Source organism: Paraburkholderia aspalathi, assembly GCF_900116445.1.
Classification (GTDB): Bacteria; Pseudomonadota; Gammaproteobacteria; order Burkholderiales; family Burkholderiaceae; genus Paraburkholderia; species Paraburkholderia aspalathi.
This window is the reverse complement of sequence record NZ_FPBH01000015.1, coordinates 138,760-153,748: the sequence shown is the minus strand read 5'-3', so window position 1 is coordinate 153,748 and position 14,989 is coordinate 138,760. Positions and strand designations below refer to the sequence as shown.

The 14,989-nt window shown below is 56.1% G+C and carries 12 protein-coding genes and 2 pseudogenes; all 14 read right to left on the bottom strand.

Annotation, left to right across the window (positions count from 1 at the left end):
• Window positions 1-887 precede the first annotated feature (887 nt).
• Complete coding sequence (locus BM438_RS22775) at window positions 888-1,409, bottom strand: hypothetical protein (RefSeq protein ID WP_093638161.1); 522 nt, start codon at window positions 1,407-1,409, stop codon at window positions 888-890.
• Window positions 1,410-1,620: 211 nt separating this feature from the next.
• Window positions 1,621-2,454: a hydroxyacylglutathione hydrolase gene (gene gloB / locus BM438_RS22770; protein ID WP_093638158.1), complete on the bottom strand. Its 834-nt coding sequence runs from the start codon at window positions 2,452-2,454 to the stop codon at window positions 1,621-1,623.
• Window positions 2,455-2,833: 379 nt separating this feature from the next.
• The gene (locus tag BM438_RS22765; RefSeq protein WP_093638154.1) at window positions 2,834-3,292 is read right to left on the bottom strand and encodes a cupin domain-containing protein; all 459 of its coding nucleotides are present in this window, start codon (window positions 3,290-3,292) and stop codon (window positions 2,834-2,836) included.
• 52 nt (window positions 3,293-3,344) lie between these two features.
• On the bottom strand, window positions 3,345-3,812 hold the full coding sequence (gloA, locus tag BM438_RS22760; protein WP_093638151.1) for a lactoylglutathione lyase: 468 nt from the start codon (window positions 3,810-3,812) through the stop codon (window positions 3,345-3,347).
• Between the two features lie 658 nt (window positions 3,813-4,470).
• Window positions 4,471-5,292: pseudogene (locus tag BM438_RS22755) on the bottom strand (AMP-binding enzyme); the annotation flags it as partial.
• 138 nt (window positions 5,293-5,430) lie between these two features.
• Window positions 5,431-6,912, bottom strand: a complete 1,482-nt coding sequence (gene gabD / locus BM438_RS22750) for an NADP-dependent succinate-semialdehyde dehydrogenase (RefSeq protein ID WP_093638147.1) — start codon at window positions 6,910-6,912, stop codon at window positions 5,431-5,433.
• 53 nt (window positions 6,913-6,965) lie between these two features.
• Complete coding sequence (locus tag BM438_RS22745; protein ID WP_093638143.1) at window positions 6,966-8,123, bottom strand: iron-containing alcohol dehydrogenase; 1,158 nt, start codon at window positions 8,121-8,123, stop codon at window positions 6,966-6,968.
• Between the two features lie 41 nt (window positions 8,124-8,164).
• Entirely contained in the window at window positions 8,165-9,121 is a 957-nt protein-coding gene (locus BM438_RS22740) for an alpha/beta hydrolase (RefSeq protein WP_093638140.1), read from the bottom strand.
• 50 nt (window positions 9,122-9,171) lie between these two features.
• Window positions 9,172-10,653 carry a flavin-containing monooxygenase gene (locus BM438_RS22735; RefSeq protein ID WP_093638137.1) on the bottom strand — a complete coding sequence of 494 codons (1,482 nt, stop codon included), beginning with the start codon at window positions 10,651-10,653 and terminating at the stop codon, window positions 9,172-9,174.
• A 141-nt stretch (window positions 10,654-10,794) separates the two neighbouring features.
• A complete protein-coding gene (locus BM438_RS22730) occupies window positions 10,795-11,598 on the bottom strand; it encodes an SDR family NAD(P)-dependent oxidoreductase (RefSeq protein ID WP_093638134.1) in 804 nt (267 codons plus the stop codon).
• The gene (locus BM438_RS44940) at window positions 11,595-11,759 is read right to left on the bottom strand and encodes an SDR family NAD(P)-dependent oxidoreductase (protein WP_143131741.1); all 165 of its coding nucleotides are present in this window, start codon (window positions 11,757-11,759) and stop codon (window positions 11,595-11,597) included. Before BM438_RS44940 ends, BM438_RS22730 begins: the two co-directional genes overlap by 4 nt.
• Before the next feature lie 795 nt (window positions 11,760-12,554).
• Window positions 12,555-13,523, bottom strand: a complete 969-nt coding sequence (locus BM438_RS22725; protein WP_093638276.1) for an aminotransferase class IV — start codon at window positions 13,521-13,523, stop codon at window positions 12,555-12,557.
• A gap of 170 nt (window positions 13,524-13,693) precedes the next feature.
• Window positions 13,694-14,164, bottom strand: a pseudogene (locus BM438_RS22720) (FAD-dependent oxidoreductase); the annotation flags it as partial.
• 105 nt (window positions 14,165-14,269) lie between these two features.
• Window positions 14,270-14,968, bottom strand: a complete 699-nt coding sequence (locus tag BM438_RS46720; RefSeq protein WP_093638131.1) for a methyl-accepting chemotaxis protein — start codon at window positions 14,966-14,968, stop codon at window positions 14,270-14,272.
• Window positions 14,969-14,989 lie beyond the last annotated feature (21 nt).

Here is a 14,989-nt window from a genome sequence, read left to right as displayed (position 1 = left end):
ACAGCACCCGCCACGAGCAGCACTGGCTGCTGCGTTTATCGTGTCGAACGTAGTGCCGCACACAAATTCCAGCTACTTCTGCAAACGCCTCACGCAGTCGCAACGCGTTCTTGACGCCAGTGCAACGCACTTGGTGGCTAGCTAGCCATAATTCATACTTTATTGTTTTTCTGACCTACATTTACTTGTTTCTTGACCTAAGTTTACTTGCTACTCGACCTATTTTTCAAGTGAAATTTACATCTTTTCATGTTGGTGAAATCCCTTGATTTTCAGCTTCGTATTCGACTTTCAAATAGGGAACGACTCAATAGTCATATCAAATTTATTATCGAAGCTTTTAGCGAAAAACTTTTTGGGCTAACCGACCCAAAGTTGCCGTGTCAACCTATGTGGCAAGGCATTTCTGGTTCCGCTTCCTGCTGGGCAAATACTCGTCGGGCAGGCCAAGTCCGACAGCAGTTAGGCATTGCGCCGACGGTCGCATCCCAACAGATGAACCAAGGACGGTCATCCTTGCAAAGACCAGGAACGCATCGGGGTTTCGTGATGCGAACAGTTAGGCAAACATCGCCTGTAAAACCTCAATGGTTTATGAGACCGGGGAGGAGAATCGCTTTGCAGCGCACGAGTGGTATTCCCTTGGGTATTTCATCTGCCCCTTCGCGATCGCGTGCACTGCCCAGAATCCATCCACGAGGATCTGACGAGCAACGTAATCCTTGAAACCCATCGTTAGAACAGAACGGTCCGACACACGTGCTCTATGATCAGCACACGCTTCACACCAAGTGCGATCGCAGCGTGGTTGCCAACACCGTTCCTCCAGCACGAGGGCCGGGATATGCATGAGGACTGCCCCGATTATCGCTTGAGAGAGGCCCGATTTAACCTCGCAAGGAGACGCGTGCGGATTGCATCTTGCTGTGATTCAAACGAATAAGGTCCGAAGCATCCGAGCTTCGCAGGAAACCATAGACATTTGCTTCCGCATCCAGCACCCGGTGGAGTGGAGCGGCAGCGAGCTGGTCGTCATGAATTAGAAGCACCTTGCCGATGACATCAACGCATTCGGCATCCATGCGCCATATGCCCGAATTGCGTCCCTTGTTGAGGCTGGCCTCAAGGGCGCCCTCCGCGTCTTCGAACAGCTGTGGCATGGCCTTTCCGAAACCATCACGCCACAAAAAGTAGGTCATATACAACGACCGCACCAGCTGACTCATGAGGAAATCACTCCCGGCATCTTCGCGGCATGCCGCCAACGACAGATGGTGAGTCAAACACAGCTTAGTGGCAAATGTTCTTTCGACAGGCAGAAGTAATTTCTTGTTGAGCCGAGGCCGAGTGCGATGAACGCCAGCCGATGCATCTTTGCGAAACATGTTTGTCTGTTGCAACTTATTCATCACAAGGCTGCCTGCCAGTCTTCAGATAAATCCAAGCCGCCTCCGGTGGAGGCGAATCTCGAGAACACCGCTGCGCCCCCAAGCAATCATTTATTAAATCCTCTTCGCTGTCGACGGGACGGAGTCGCCACTGCCAGCGACACACAGTCCTACTGAGACTGCCGAGTCCCTTGGTATAAATGATGCCGATACCACACAGAAGTGTTACTGCCTATTTCCACGACGTCTCGCGCGACATTGGAGCCTGAAACTGGTCCTTCCAAGCGCGCAGTAGCATGAACGCGGCAAGCCGATGGGGAACTGGCACACCGAAGCGGTCGATGAGCACATCGTGGATTTCATCCTGTTGTGCGCGCAGGAATGGATTGACGGTCAACTCGTGGCCGATAGTCGTCGGTAGCGTCGGTCGGCCCGCCAAGCGGAGCGCGGCTGCTTTCTCTTGCCAGCGCCTGACGTGCTCGTTGCCGGGTTCGCATGCGCGCGCAAACTCCAGATTGGACAATGTGTATTCGTGAGCGCAATGCAGGAGTGTGGACGGCGGCAAGGTAGCCAGCTCGTCTAGAGACTTAAGCATTTCTTCAGCCGAGCCCTCGAACAGTCGGCCACAGCCGCTGGCGAATAGGGTGTCTCCGGCGAAAAGATGGCCTGGCTGACCATCGAACCCACGCTGGAAAAAGACGATGTGATCACGCGTGTGCCCCGGCGTACCGATGATCGTCGCACAAAAATCCAGTTCGCTGACTTCGACTTCGAACCCATCGCCAACTGGGCAGGTGACGCACTCTATCGGTTCTCGCGCAGGCCCATAAACTGGCGTGCCCTGTTGTCCGCACGAGCGCAGCAATGCCCGAACGCCGCCGACATGGTCGCCGTGATGGTGCGTGAGCAGTACAGCCGTGATGACCAGATTTCGGGACTTACAAAATTCCTCGACCGGCTCCGCCGTTCCGGGGTCAACGACAATCGCGGAGACGCCGTCCGTGACTACCCATGCGTAATTGTCTTCAAAGAACGGTACCGGGATGTATTCGAGGCTTTTTGCCATGTTGCTTGTCGGCTAGATCAATGAAGTTTTATACGCCGGCTGCAGCCCCGTAGTTTGGACCTGCCAGAAGCGGGAGAACGAAAGCGCTGCATCCGGGTCAGGTACGCGGGATGTCTTACTCGTGTACCGGCAACAGTCGGCTCTGCCCTTTGCTCAGCCCGCCCAAGCGGCACCCTGAACACATCGCCCCGTCTAATCTTCGCTTAAACCGAACTCATAGCGATCGCCCCAACCGCTTGACTGAGAATGGTCGCGGCCGTACCACCCACTCCTGCCTATGACCGCGCCAGTCGCCAAGCAAGGCCCAAAATCGCCTTGGTTATGGGCGCCACCTTGCCCGCGACTTCGTGTGAGACGCGTTTTTACTAATGTTATCGACTCACACACGCCGCTCGCTGAGGTGCGGCACGGTCTCCGATTGACGAATATATTCTTCCCAACTCTCGTACCCAAGAATGCCATTATCGTCAAAGAAGAGGATAGCACCCTCCATTATGAACAGATACTCCGTATCCTCGAGCGCCGTCGTCGAACCGTGAATCATGCCATTTGGCTCGTAGACATAGTCACCGGCCTCCAGCGTCGCATCACGCACCTTTAGCTTCCCCTTGATTATCCAAGTGTGCGATGCGCCGATGTGCTTGTGCGGGGGCGCCTGAAATCCCTTCAACCAGCGATACAATAATGCGATTCGTCCCGATTCGTGACCTGCCCACAGTACTTTCGTGAAGGAACGTTCAGGATCATTCGGATCCGGATACCAACCCTCGGTATCACTATGTTTTACCAAAGTGTCCATCAGTGCAGGGTTAAGCGGGGTAATATCTTGGAGGGCCATGGCTATTTCCTTATTTCCAGTGAAAATGACTTTGTGCGGGCTCGGTCACCCCTCACGACACAACGCGTGTAAACGACTCCTTGTCAATGATTTCAACCCAGTAGCCATCCGGGTCTGCCACAAAGGCAATACCTTTCATCGATCCATCGTTCGGCCGCTTCACAAACGAAACATCTTTTTCAACAAGCTGGTCACAAAATGCATTGACGTCGGGCACAGAAAAGCAGATATGGCCGAACCCGCGGGGGTCCGCGTTACCGGTATGATAACCAGCAAAGTTAGGATCGCTTTCGGTTCCCCAATTGTGGGTCAGTTCTAGAAGCCCCTTCTGCTTTGGAATCCAGTCCAAACTGCTAAAATCTTCCTCGCAGTCCGAAGGCGCCAGAAAATATAGTGAGAACTTCCCCTCCGGAAAATCAAACTGACGCACCATCTTCATGCGGAAGTGCTCCTGATAAAACCGTACAGAACTCTGCGGATCACGAACCCGCAACATCGTGTGATTAAGGACGATACTCATAGCGAAATTCCATACGAATTGAAAAATCAACGAAATCACATGATTGAGGTCGAGGCGATGCCACTTTCGCTTTCGAATCCAGGCCGCGCATCCGATCGAGAAACGTTTTCTCGCAAATAGCCCGGGCGTTAGCACGGAATCCCCTATAAACAGGCACTTCGACTAGTGAACCCAACGCCAACACTAGTCATTAGTTATCCATATTTCATGAATTCGGCCCACGCTGACCGCGACGTGAATTCCCGAACATGTCTTTCCATAAATTATGTTCTATGCAGTGACGTTAGCTTAAACGCCAGCGCTGAATCGGAACATGTTATGGTGGGACACTGCGTGGTCCTTAGAGGCCACTCATCAAGAGCATTGAATTTCTTAATAAACATCCAACAAATATGCAGCTGATCGCTTCGCACATCGAGCGCTTCGAGCAGACCAGCGCGCAGGACGGCACTGCTGCGACCGACTAGCCTATGGCTCCGGCAACGACCCCGGTCAATCGTCAAACTGAATTGATGTGAAGCTGCATGGGAGGAGTGGCAATTCAAATTGCTCGCCCTTCTTCGCATTTCCGCAAGTGAGGTCTATGCCAATCCATCGGATTTAGATACAGCAGTAGCGGCCCCGAAGGGGCCGCTTCCGATTTTCAGACTAGCGATTGTCAACGCCATTCGGCAAGCTGCTCGAGAATCGCCGGATTCTCGAGAGTCGATACGTCCTGAGTGATTTCTTCGCGCTTGACAGGGGAGCGCAGCAGGCGGCGCATTATCTTCCCGGAACGCGTCTTCGGCAGGCCCTCACCGAACCGGACGTCCTTCGGCTTGGCAATGGGTCCGATTTCTGTGCCCGCCCATGCACGCAGTTCATTCGCCAGCGGGCCAGCGATATCGCCTACAGGAAGTTCCCGCGTCAGGATCACGAAAGCAACAACGACTGCCGTGTCTTATCGTCTGGACGGCTGACCACCGCCGCGTCCGCAACTGCCACGTGGGAAGCCAGTGCCGACTCTATTTCCATTGTCCCAAGACGATGACCGGATACATTGAGTACGTCATCGATGCGCCTCATGATAGTGAAATAGCCGGCGTCCTTGTCGCGCACCGCCCCCCGCAAGGTAGAGCTTCCCGCTGAGCTTTTCGGGAAAGTAGCTCGACTTATACCGATCAGAATCGCCCCAGACGTTATGCAACATCGATGGCCAAGGACGTTTGATGACCAGAATACCGCCTTGTCCATTGGCTACGTCCTGGCCCGTCTCATCAGCGACAGCTGCCATGATGCCCGGTAGTGGCAACGTGCACGAGCCCGGAACGAGAGGCATCGTACCTGGCAGCGGTGAAATCATATGACCACCGGTCTCTGTCTGCCACCATGTGTCGACAATGGGACACCGGCTGCCGCCGACGTTCGTGTGATACCACTTCCATGCTTCCGGATTGATGGGTTCGCCGACCGTCCCAAGAATGCGCAGAGAGCTCAGATTCTATGGAGGACTCGACAGCCTTAGTGATACGGGCGCTGACCACGCAGGCAGATACCACGTCGATCCCTTCGTCCGGTGCGCCCGGTTACGGAAAGGGCCGGCAAACCACGCCAGCCCCAGTTCGATCGTGGAACCTGCTTACTGCACACCACCGATACAGAGGTACTTCAGTTCGAGGTAGTCATCGATGCCGTACTTCGAGCCTTCGCGGCCCAAGCCGCTTTCTTTCACACCACCAAATGGTGCTACTTCTGTTGAAATCAGACCCTCGTTGATGCCCACGATTCCATACTCGAGCGCTTCGGCGACCTTCCAGACGCGCGCAATGTCACGGCTATAGAAGTAGGACGCAAGGCCAAATTCGGTATCGTTGGCCATCGCGATAGCCTCTTCATCCGTCGAAAACCGGAACACAGGTGCGACCGGGCCGAACGTCTCTTCGCGGAAGATGAGCATGTCAGGTGTCGTGCCGGAAAGGATGGTTGGCTCGTAAAAGTTCTCGCCAGCAGCATGTTTTTTACCACCGAGGACAACCTTCGCACCCTTCGCGACAGCATCCGCGACGTGTTCCTCGACTTTCGCGACCGCCTTGCTGTCAATCAACGGTCCGATAAGTGTTCCGCTCTCCAGTCCGTTACCGACCTTTAATTTCAACACTTCGCGGGAAAGCTTTTCCACAAATTCGTCGTAGACGCCGTCTTGCACCAGCAGACGATTGGCGCAGACACAAGTCTGGCCTGCATTGCGATACTTGGAAGCGATTGCACCCTTCACAGCCGCATCAAGATCTGCATCATCGAATACGATAAAAGGAGCGTTGCCACCAAGCTCCATCGACGCTTTCTTCACGGTGGTCGCGCACTGTGCCAGTAGAACCTTGCCGACTTCGGTGGACCCGGTAAAGGACAGCTTGCGTACCGTGGGATTGCTCGAAAGCTCACCGCCGATAGCGCTGGCCGCCCCCGTTACGCAGGCGATGACGCCGCTCGGCATGCCTGCCCGTTCGGCCAGCACGCACAGTGCGAGCGCCGAGAACGGCGTCTGACTGGCAGGTTTCAGGACCATCGTGCAGCCGGCGGCGAGCGCCGGACCAATCTTGCGCGTCAGCATTGCTGCGGGGAAGTTCCACGGTGTGATTGCGGCGCACACGCCGATCGGTTGCTTCAAGATGATGATTCGCTTATCGCGGGCGTGACCGGGGATGGTGTCACCGTAGACACGCTTGCCTTCTTCCGCGAACCACTCGAGAAACGACGCTGCGTAGCCGATTTCGCCCCGGCTCTCAGCGAGCGGCTTGCCCTGCTCGGCGGTCATGATGACAGCAAGATCGTCCTGATTCTCGAGCATGAGTTCGTACCAGCGCCGCAGAATGGCAGCGCGCTCCTTACCCGTTTTCGCGCGCCACCCAGGCAATGCCTTCTCGCAGGCTTCGATGGCGCGACGCGTTTCGTCGGCCCCCATCTTCGGTACGATGCCCAACACTTCGCCGGTAGCAGGATTCGTGACTTGGATGATCCCGCCGTTGTCCGCACCGACCCACTCGCCATTGATGAAGCAGGTATTTTTGACAAGGCTCTCGTCCTTCAGAGCGACTGACGCAGCAAACCGTGTATTCAACATGATGATTCAACCTAAAATAGAGTCGTGTGAGACGTTGGTCTTGAACAAGGCCTTTAGAACGCTGCCTGATAGATGGCCAGCGCGTCCCGCTCAGTCACCTCGCGAGGATTATTGACCAGCAGGCGAGTCTGCTTCATCGCATCGGATGCCAGCGTTGCGAGCGCGTCCTCAGGAACACCGACGTCGCGAAGACGCTGCGGCACACCCAATTCGCGGCTCAATGCCTGCAGTTGCCCAATCAACAAGGATGCGCGCTCGGCCGCAGGAGAACGGGACAACTCGGGAAAGAGCTCGCAAGCCAGTTCCGCATACAAGCCGTTGGCGTGACTCACATTGAAGCGCATAACGTGCGGAAGAACGAGCGCGTTCGACAGACCATGCGGTACGTGATAGCGCGCACCGACCGGATAGGCCAGCGCATGCACCCCAGCCACCGGAGAATTCGCGAACGCAAGCCCCGCCAGGCAGGAACCGAGCAACATTGCATTACGGGCCGCTGCGTTCCCGCCGTCAAACACCGCCGTACGAATGTTCGCTCCCAATAATCTCAAAGCTTGAATGGCTAGCGTCTTCGAGATGGGATTGTTGTTTGCAGATGCCGACGTGATAGCTTCGACGGCATGGACGATGGCGTCGATGCCGGTCGCCGCAGTCACCGCAGCTGGAAGGCCAAGGGTCAGTTCACCATCGAGAATGGCGATATCCGGCAGAAGAAGCGGAGAGACGATTCCCTTCTTTTCGGATTCACCGGTTGTAACGATGGCGATGGGCGTGACTTCTGAGCCCGTGCCCGCAGTCGTTGGAATGAGCGCCAATGGCAACCGCGGGCCCTTTGCAACGCGCACGCCATATGCGTCGCTGAGGGCGCCCTTGTTGCCGGCAAGCAGAGCCGTGACCTTCGCAACGTCCATAGGAGAGCCGCCGCCGATCCCGAGCACACCGGTCACCCCCTTCTCCTTCGCCAGCTCGACCGCACCGAGGATGTTTGCCTCAGGCGGATCCGCTGCGACGTCATCGTATACGCAGACTTCGATTCCAGCAGCGCGGAGGTTCTCTTCAATCGGGCCAAGCAGCCCTACTTTACGGAGACCCGCATCAGTGACAATGAGAACTCGTTGCCCGAGCGTCGGCGCGACAATTACTGCGACATCCCTGCTGATACCGGAGCCACAGCGAATTGACGGAGTGGTTTCAAACGAAAAGGGCTTCACGCATACCTCTTGATATTTCGAATACAGCGAAGGCGCCGGTGCTAGACGTCGCCCGCGTTCAATTTTTGTCGCGCATAGGCTGCCGCCCAGCCGAGTACGGCTCTCGCCGTATTGATACGAAGGCCGAGCGTGAGAAAGCCGTGAATCTGGTCTGCGAGATGAAGGTGGTTGACACGCACGCGAGCGTCCTGCAATCGGTGCGCGTATGCCGCGCCTTCTTCACACAACGGGTCGAAACCCGATGTGACAATCAGCGTATCGGGCAAGCCGGTCAGGTCCAGAGCGTTCAACGGTGCGAGGCGGACATCGTCCGCGCCCTGAGAGTGCTGCACATAGTGGTCGCGGAACCATCGCATGGTTGCAGACGTGAAGGGCAACCCGGACGCAACGCGCGAATAGCCCGCCGATTCAACGGTGAGGTCAGTTACGGGATAAAACAACAACTGCAGCTTCGGTCGGATCTCCTCGGCGTAGTCACGTGCGGACAAAGCGACGAACGTCGCAAGAAAGCCACCCGCGCTGTCGCCAACAACACCCAAACGGGAAGAGTCGATGCCCAATCCTGCTGCGTTTTGGGCAATCCATTGGTAAGAAGCGATTGCGTCGTCGATAGCGGCTGGAAATGGGTGTTCAGGCGCCAGACGATAATCCACCGCCACGACGCGGCAGCCCGATACACGAGCAAGCTCACGGCAAATCGAATCATGCGTGTCGAGTGAGCCGACGACCCAGCCACCGCCGTGGAAGAACACGAGCCCTGCCGCGAGAGACCGTTCGGTGTCTTCATTGGCCCAGTATGAACGAAGGTTAAGCCGGCCGACTGACGTATGCGCAACCACGTCCGCTGTCGCTACCAACGCATCGCACGGCAGCCCGTTCATCTCGCACCCCAATGCGTATGTAGCGCGCGCTTCCGAGACGGTCATTTGGTGCAGCGGTGGTCGTTTCGCCCGTTCGACCAGGTCCAGATAGGCTAGGACGTCTCGGTCCAGGCTCATGGGTCTCCTCGCTTTGAAAGTTCAAGGGGGTCTCGCCCCCCTTCAATATATTAGTTCTGGCGAGCAGTCTCAGAAACGGACAAGATCATGAACTCATCGCTAACAAAACGGCGAGTCTTGTCATGATATTGATGCACCGTGCCAGACCAGTTATTGATAACCTTCCCTGTGGCGTTTTTGTACCAGCTGTTGCAGTCACCCGACCACGCGGCGTCATCCATCTCGCCTTGCAGTTCGGCGTTGAAGTGCGAGACTACGGTCGGCCGTACTTCCAACGCCTCGACGCCAAGTTCGTCCTGCGCGGCCAGAGCCTGAACAACGTAGCCAAACTGAGCCTCAAGCATCGACAGAATCGAGTTATGACCCAGATTGGTGTTGGGGCCATACATCACGAAGAAGTTCGGGAACCCGCACACACACATGCCAAGGTACGCGTAAGCACCGTCTTTCCAGGTATCGCGGAGGCTGTGCCCTTCACGCCCGATAACCTCAACAGGTCCCTGGAAAGACTGTGTTTCGAATCCAGTGCCATAGATGATGACGTCGACCGGATGCAATTCGCCATCCGCAGTGACAATGCCTTCCGGCTCGATGCGAGAGACGCCTGACGTGATCAGCGATACGTTCTCGCGGCCGATAGCGGGAAAATAGTCATCGGTACGCAGAATTCGCTTGCAGCCTAGCGGATAGTCCGGAGTGAGTTTTTTGCGCAGTTCAGGGTCGGGCACTTGATTTTGCAAATGCTCCACCGCGATGCGCTCGAGTTCCTCAGCTTCCGCGCTGCCTTGCTTCATGCGCAGAAAGGTCGTCTCACGCCATTCGAACAGATCCTCGCGGTGAGTCGCGAATAAGTTCGGGATGGTGCAGTAGTCCTCGATTTCCTTGTCCGTGTACGGACGGTCCATTCTAGGAACAACCCAGTTCGGACTGCGCTGGAAAACGTCAAGGTGCCCAACAACGGGGGCGATTTCGGGGATGTACTGAACGGCGCTCGCGGCATTGCCGATGCTCGCAACACGCTTGCCGCTCAGATCAACGTCGTGCCTCCAGCGCGCCGAGTGGAACTGGACACCCTTGAATGTGTCTTGCCCTGCGATGAGCGGAGTTTGCGGACGGTTAAGCTGCCCCCACGCAGCAACGAAATTGCGGGCCGTCAGCATACCGCCGTCGGCAAGCGAAACATTCCACAGCAGGGTCTCGTCATCCCATTTCACCGACGCAACCCTCGTTCCCAACCGAATATACGGACGGAGACCGTTGTCGTCGACGATGCGCTGCATGTACGCCAGAATTTCCGGCTGGCGCGCGTACACACGGCTCACAGTCGGATTCAAAGCGAACGAAAAGCAGTACAGGTGCGATTCGGTATCACAACCTGAGCCCGGGTAGGTATTGTCGCGCCACGTACCGCCGATATCATCGGCCTGCTCAAGAATTGCGAAATTCCGCTTGCCCGCCTCCAGCAACTTGACACCAAGTCCGATTCCGCTAAAACCCGCACCCAAAATGACGACATCAAGGTGGCTCTTCATGCAAAGTCTCCCGTCTTAGACCCTCGAACTGCGATTCGAGAAAACCCGCGCGCAAGGAAAACGCCGAGCGCTGCAGTTGTGATTGGTGTACTAAATAGCCCTGACCGTTGCTGCAACCAAGGCATAGCTCTCATATTCCGACTACTCGTCTTCCACCGAGTAGCGGCACAGCGTTTCTCCGCCGTCGACCGGAATGAGGGCGCCGTGGATATAACCTGCCTCGTCGTTGGCGAGGAACACCGCCAGATTCGAGATGTCCCTGACGTCGCCCCAACGTTTCAGCGGAATGGATTTCGCGAATGATTTCATGTAGTCGTCGTCATCAAAGCGCCCGCGCGTCATCGACGTTTTCGCGTAAGTCGGGCAGATGCCATTCACGCGAATGCCATTTCTGCCGTATTCAATCGCGACGCACTTCGTCAGGCTCGATACAGCACCCTTCGAGATGTTGTACACCGACTGCTTCGGGTGGCCGCCCAGCCCCGCAGTCGAAACGATGTTGACGATAGTGCCGCCGCCCTTCCCGAGAAAAATCTTGATTGCTTCCTGGCAACCAAACCAGGTACCCTTCAGATTGACGTCCCAGCAACAGTCAAGATCATTTTCATCGAACTCGTGGACAAGTTTTCCAGACCGATAGATGCCAGCATTGTTCACGATGACATCCAGAGTGCCGAACCGCTGAACGGTGGCGCCCACCAAATCGGCAACCTGCTGCTGGCTGGTGACATCGCACGCCGTGAAGATTGCAGTACCTCCGCTTGCCTCAATCTCTGAGACAGTTGTCGCTGACGCAGCATCTTCGAAACCGCCGTGATTGCGGCCTTCGTGCAAGTCTGCAACGACGACTTTCGCACCTTCTTTTGCGTACCGGACGGCGATTGCGCGGCCAATACCGGAACTCCCCCCAGTGACAATTGCCACCTTTCCTTCAAGTCGATTCACCCCCGCTCCTGATCTGTCGAATTACTTGACCCATCTGCGTCCTCCGACTTTCGCATGTCGGAGCACACTACCGCGGCACCGTCCTTTGCGAGAGCAAGAGCGATAGCGCGACCGATGCCGGAGCTGACGCCGGTGACACGGATCTGCAATTTCAAAGTCATTCGTGAAAACTCTTGCCATCGGCTTTGATGGTGTACGGCAACATCATTGCAGAGCTTCGACTGCTCGCACATTCGAGGCAATTTAACCACGCTTAATCTGGAAAATATTATGCAGTAACGGCGTAACAGCACATGTTTGAAAGGGCCAATATTCACGAGCGAATGGCCAAGCAGAATTCTCTGGAGGCAAACGTGCCGCTTCACCCCAAAATTGGCGTCAGGAAAACAGAACGCATGCTTTCTTTTGGCGGCGCTCCACGCCTACCAGATGTGCCTAAGGGCGCAGCAATCTGACCGTGGAGCACATTTTCTCAAGCGCACCTCAACGCCAAATTTGGCCGCTCGGCGGACATTACAAGCCGAGCATCGGATGCCTAATTAAGCACCTGCACTCCCTCAGACCAATTGCCCTTGCGTCAAGCTGGGACCCACAGCTGGCAAGCGAATATGGCACGCGCATCGCGAGACACCAGTGCGGTATCGGCATCAGTGTCGATTTCGGGAAACTGAACGGTGCAGTTATTTTCTATTCACAACCGCCCCGCTGGCGCTCTGTTTCTAGACACGGGAGCACACATAACGCTGGCGACTGACGTGACAGCGGAGACGCAGGAGAAAGAGGAGTTCTCGCGGAGGCGATGCGAATCGGTGTGCAAGGTTCACGGTAGCCCAACTCGCTCGTGGACCGGCATCCGAACTCCGCGGCCGTCGAATGTGCGCTGTTCACTCGCGTGGCAATGTCCGCCTACTAGACCAACTGGAGGTCCCTCCTGAAGGAAGTGAGCGGCCGCAGCATTATCTCCCGTAATTGACCCTGGTTCCAAGCCAACCGTCCCAGCGCCTGGACCAGTAAAGGTTATGCAGTTTCGTGGTCAAAGCACCCGGTCCGTTTTCTCCACCGAGGATAATTCCGTCGACACTGTTGATCGGCATGATTCCGCCAGCGGTTGACGTAAGAAACGCTTCATCAGCCGCGCGCAACTCGTCCGCAGTAACCGGCTTGACATGAACAGGCATCCCAAGTTCCGCCGCCAGTTCAAGCGTTGTTTTCCGGGTGATACCCTCAAGACAGCCAGAGTCTGGCGTGAACAATTTTCCGCTCTTGATGAAGAAGATATTTACCCCCGGCCCCTCGGTCAGGTTGCCGTGCGCATCGCACAACACCGTCCACTCCCGCCCTTGTTCTCCCGCCTCGAAAAGTGAAAGTTTCAAGTCCATCCAATGGAAATTCTTTGCCGTGGGGTCTACGGAATCCGGCGGAATGCGAACGTAGCGCTTGCTGACCAGCAAGTCCAAGCCGCGCTCGCGTTGCTCATCGCTTGCGATAAAGCGATATGGAACAGCGAAAGCATAAAACCGATTGTTGTAGCTGTTCGGATCCGTTCGGTTCGCTGGCGTCGGCCCGCGCGTGACCGCCCACCAGACGTATGCTTCGCGCGTACCAGCGAGCGTTACAAGCTTGTTGAGAATCTCGGTCGTTTCGTTCTTATCGTAAGGACTGCGAAGATAGAATTTCTTGCACGCGTTCTCGAAGCGTTCGAGATGATCTTCCAGCCGGAAGAAAAGACCTTTGCTAACGCTGACAACGTCATATGCCGCGTCCGCCTGCATGAAACCGCCGTCGGTAATCGGCACGCTTGCCTCGTCTATCGAGCAAAAGGTCCCGTTGATGTACGCGCTTCCACGGTCAAACTCCGGAGCGTACTCGAGCCGTGCATGTGACGGGTCCGTCAGCATGACGTTAGCGGCGCGCGTGATGTTCATATCTAGCCTGTCCCTCTCACAGTTCAACGACATTGCAAAATCCCAAGGCGGTAATACCGCAAAGGGCAATGCATCCGATGATAGGTCGCCACGCATGACGAAACAGGTTAGGAGCGGCCAAACAGTTTCGGTGGCGGGCCAATCAGGGAGTGCCTTGCGGGCCCATCGCCCTATGCTGGCGTGACCTCATACTCCGTCCGATTCTGATAGAGGTATCGAAACACTGAAAGGTCATCGGACTTGATTTCTGGGGTTCGGCCGCTCATCAGGTCGGCGAGCAACTGACCAGAACCGCATGACATAGTCCATCCAGCCGTTCCGTGTCTCGCGTTGATGTAGAGATTCGGGACGCACGTGGGTCCGACAATCGGCGTACCATCAGGCGTCATCGGGCGCAGGCCCGTCCAGAAGGTGGCATTTGCGGTGTCACCGCCACCCGGAAACAGATCATTCATGCACATCTCGAGCGTCTCGCGGCGTGCCTGTCGAAGTTTCCGATCATATCCAGCAATCTCCGCCATGCCGCCCACCCGGATTCGATTGTCGATGCGTGTTATAGCAATCTTGTAGGTCTCGTCGAGGACTGTGGAAATAGGCTCGCAGGGTTCATCGACAATCGGAGCGGTGATTGAATACCTCTTGTCGCTATTGAAATCTGTCGATGCAGCGCTTGAATCCGCACCGCGGCAACGCGCGCAACGTGAACGATAGCCCTAACGAAGCGAGCTCGCGTGCCTTCACAAAGTTCAGTTGGCCATCGCCGCCCGAACGCGGCTCACTCTGGTCGCGATACCCTTTGCAAGCCGGTCCGTTCCGTCAGCGAGCCGCTTCATTTCGCTGGCAACGACAGCGAATCCGCGACCCGATTCTCCGGCTCTCGCGGCCTCGACACGCGCATTGAAAGACAGAAGCGACAACGTCTTGATGGTGGTGAGGATGTCGTCAGCGTCTGAGAGAATGCCGTTCGTCTCCGTAGTGAGCGCTACAAGGCGCTCCTGCTTCTTCAGCTCAGCAGCACGCTCTCCCTCGACGCCCAGCACCAAACCCTCAATGAACAGAAGTTCACCGTCCTCACCGAAGACTCCGCCGCCGACTTCGTGTGTCCAGACGGAGCCCCGATCCTTGGTCTTCAGCCGGTAATCAATCGTCCAAGATTCCTTTCTCGACAGAGCTTTGTTGACCATGCGCTCCATGTGAGCCGCGTCCTCACGGTCGAGCAAAGATGCCATCGCCCTCGGGTGTGCCCCGAAAAATTCCGACGATGCGTAGCCAGTCAATGTCTCGATTGAAGGAGTGACATACAGGACCGAGTAAGTTGCGTCATTCATGCAACGGTACAGAAAGCCATTGAGCCGGCCGGTGATGCTGCGCAGGATGCCGAGTTCGTCGCCGAAACTGGGCGGTACGTGCTGGCCAGCTGCGTCGATGTGGTTCGTTGTTTTCATTGCGGGCAAAGCGCGGCGAAC

Excerpts from the sequence above, each read along its gene's own strand:
- BM438_RS22775 (WP_093638161.1), bottom strand. The coding sequence starts at position 1,409 with ATGAATAAGTTGCAACAGACAAACATGTTTCGCAAAGATGCATCGGCT.
- gloB (WP_093638158.1), bottom strand. The coding sequence starts at position 2,454 with ATGGCAAAAAGCCTCGAATACATCCCGGTACCGTTCTTTGAAGACAAT.
- BM438_RS22765 (WP_093638154.1), bottom strand. The coding sequence starts at position 3,292 with ATGGCCCTCCAAGATATTACCCCGCTTAACCCTGCACTGATGGACACT.
- gloA (WP_093638151.1), bottom strand. The coding sequence starts at position 3,812 with ATGAGTATCGTCCTTAATCACACGATGTTGCGGGTTCGTGATCCGCAG.
- gabD (WP_093638147.1), bottom strand. The coding sequence starts at position 6,912 with ATGTTGAATACACGGTTTGCTGCGTCAGTCGCTCTGAAGGACGAGAGC.
- BM438_RS22740 (WP_093638140.1), bottom strand. The coding sequence starts at position 9,121 with ATGAGCCTGGACCGAGACGTCCTAGCCTATCTGGACCTGGTCGAACGG.
- BM438_RS22735 (WP_093638137.1), bottom strand. The coding sequence starts at position 10,653 with ATGAAGAGCCACCTTGATGTCGTCATTTTGGGTGCGGGTTTTAGCGGA.
- BM438_RS44940 (WP_143131741.1), bottom strand. The coding sequence starts at position 11,759 with ATGACTTTGAAATTGCAGATCCGTGTCACCGGCGTCAGCTCCGGCATC.
- BM438_RS22725 (WP_093638276.1), bottom strand. The coding sequence starts at position 13,523 with ATGAACATCACGCGCGCCGCTAACGTCATGCTGACGGACCCGTCACAT.
- BM438_RS46720 (WP_093638131.1), bottom strand. The coding sequence starts at position 14,968 with ATGAAAACAACGAACCACATCGACGCAGCTGGCCAGCACGTACCGCCC.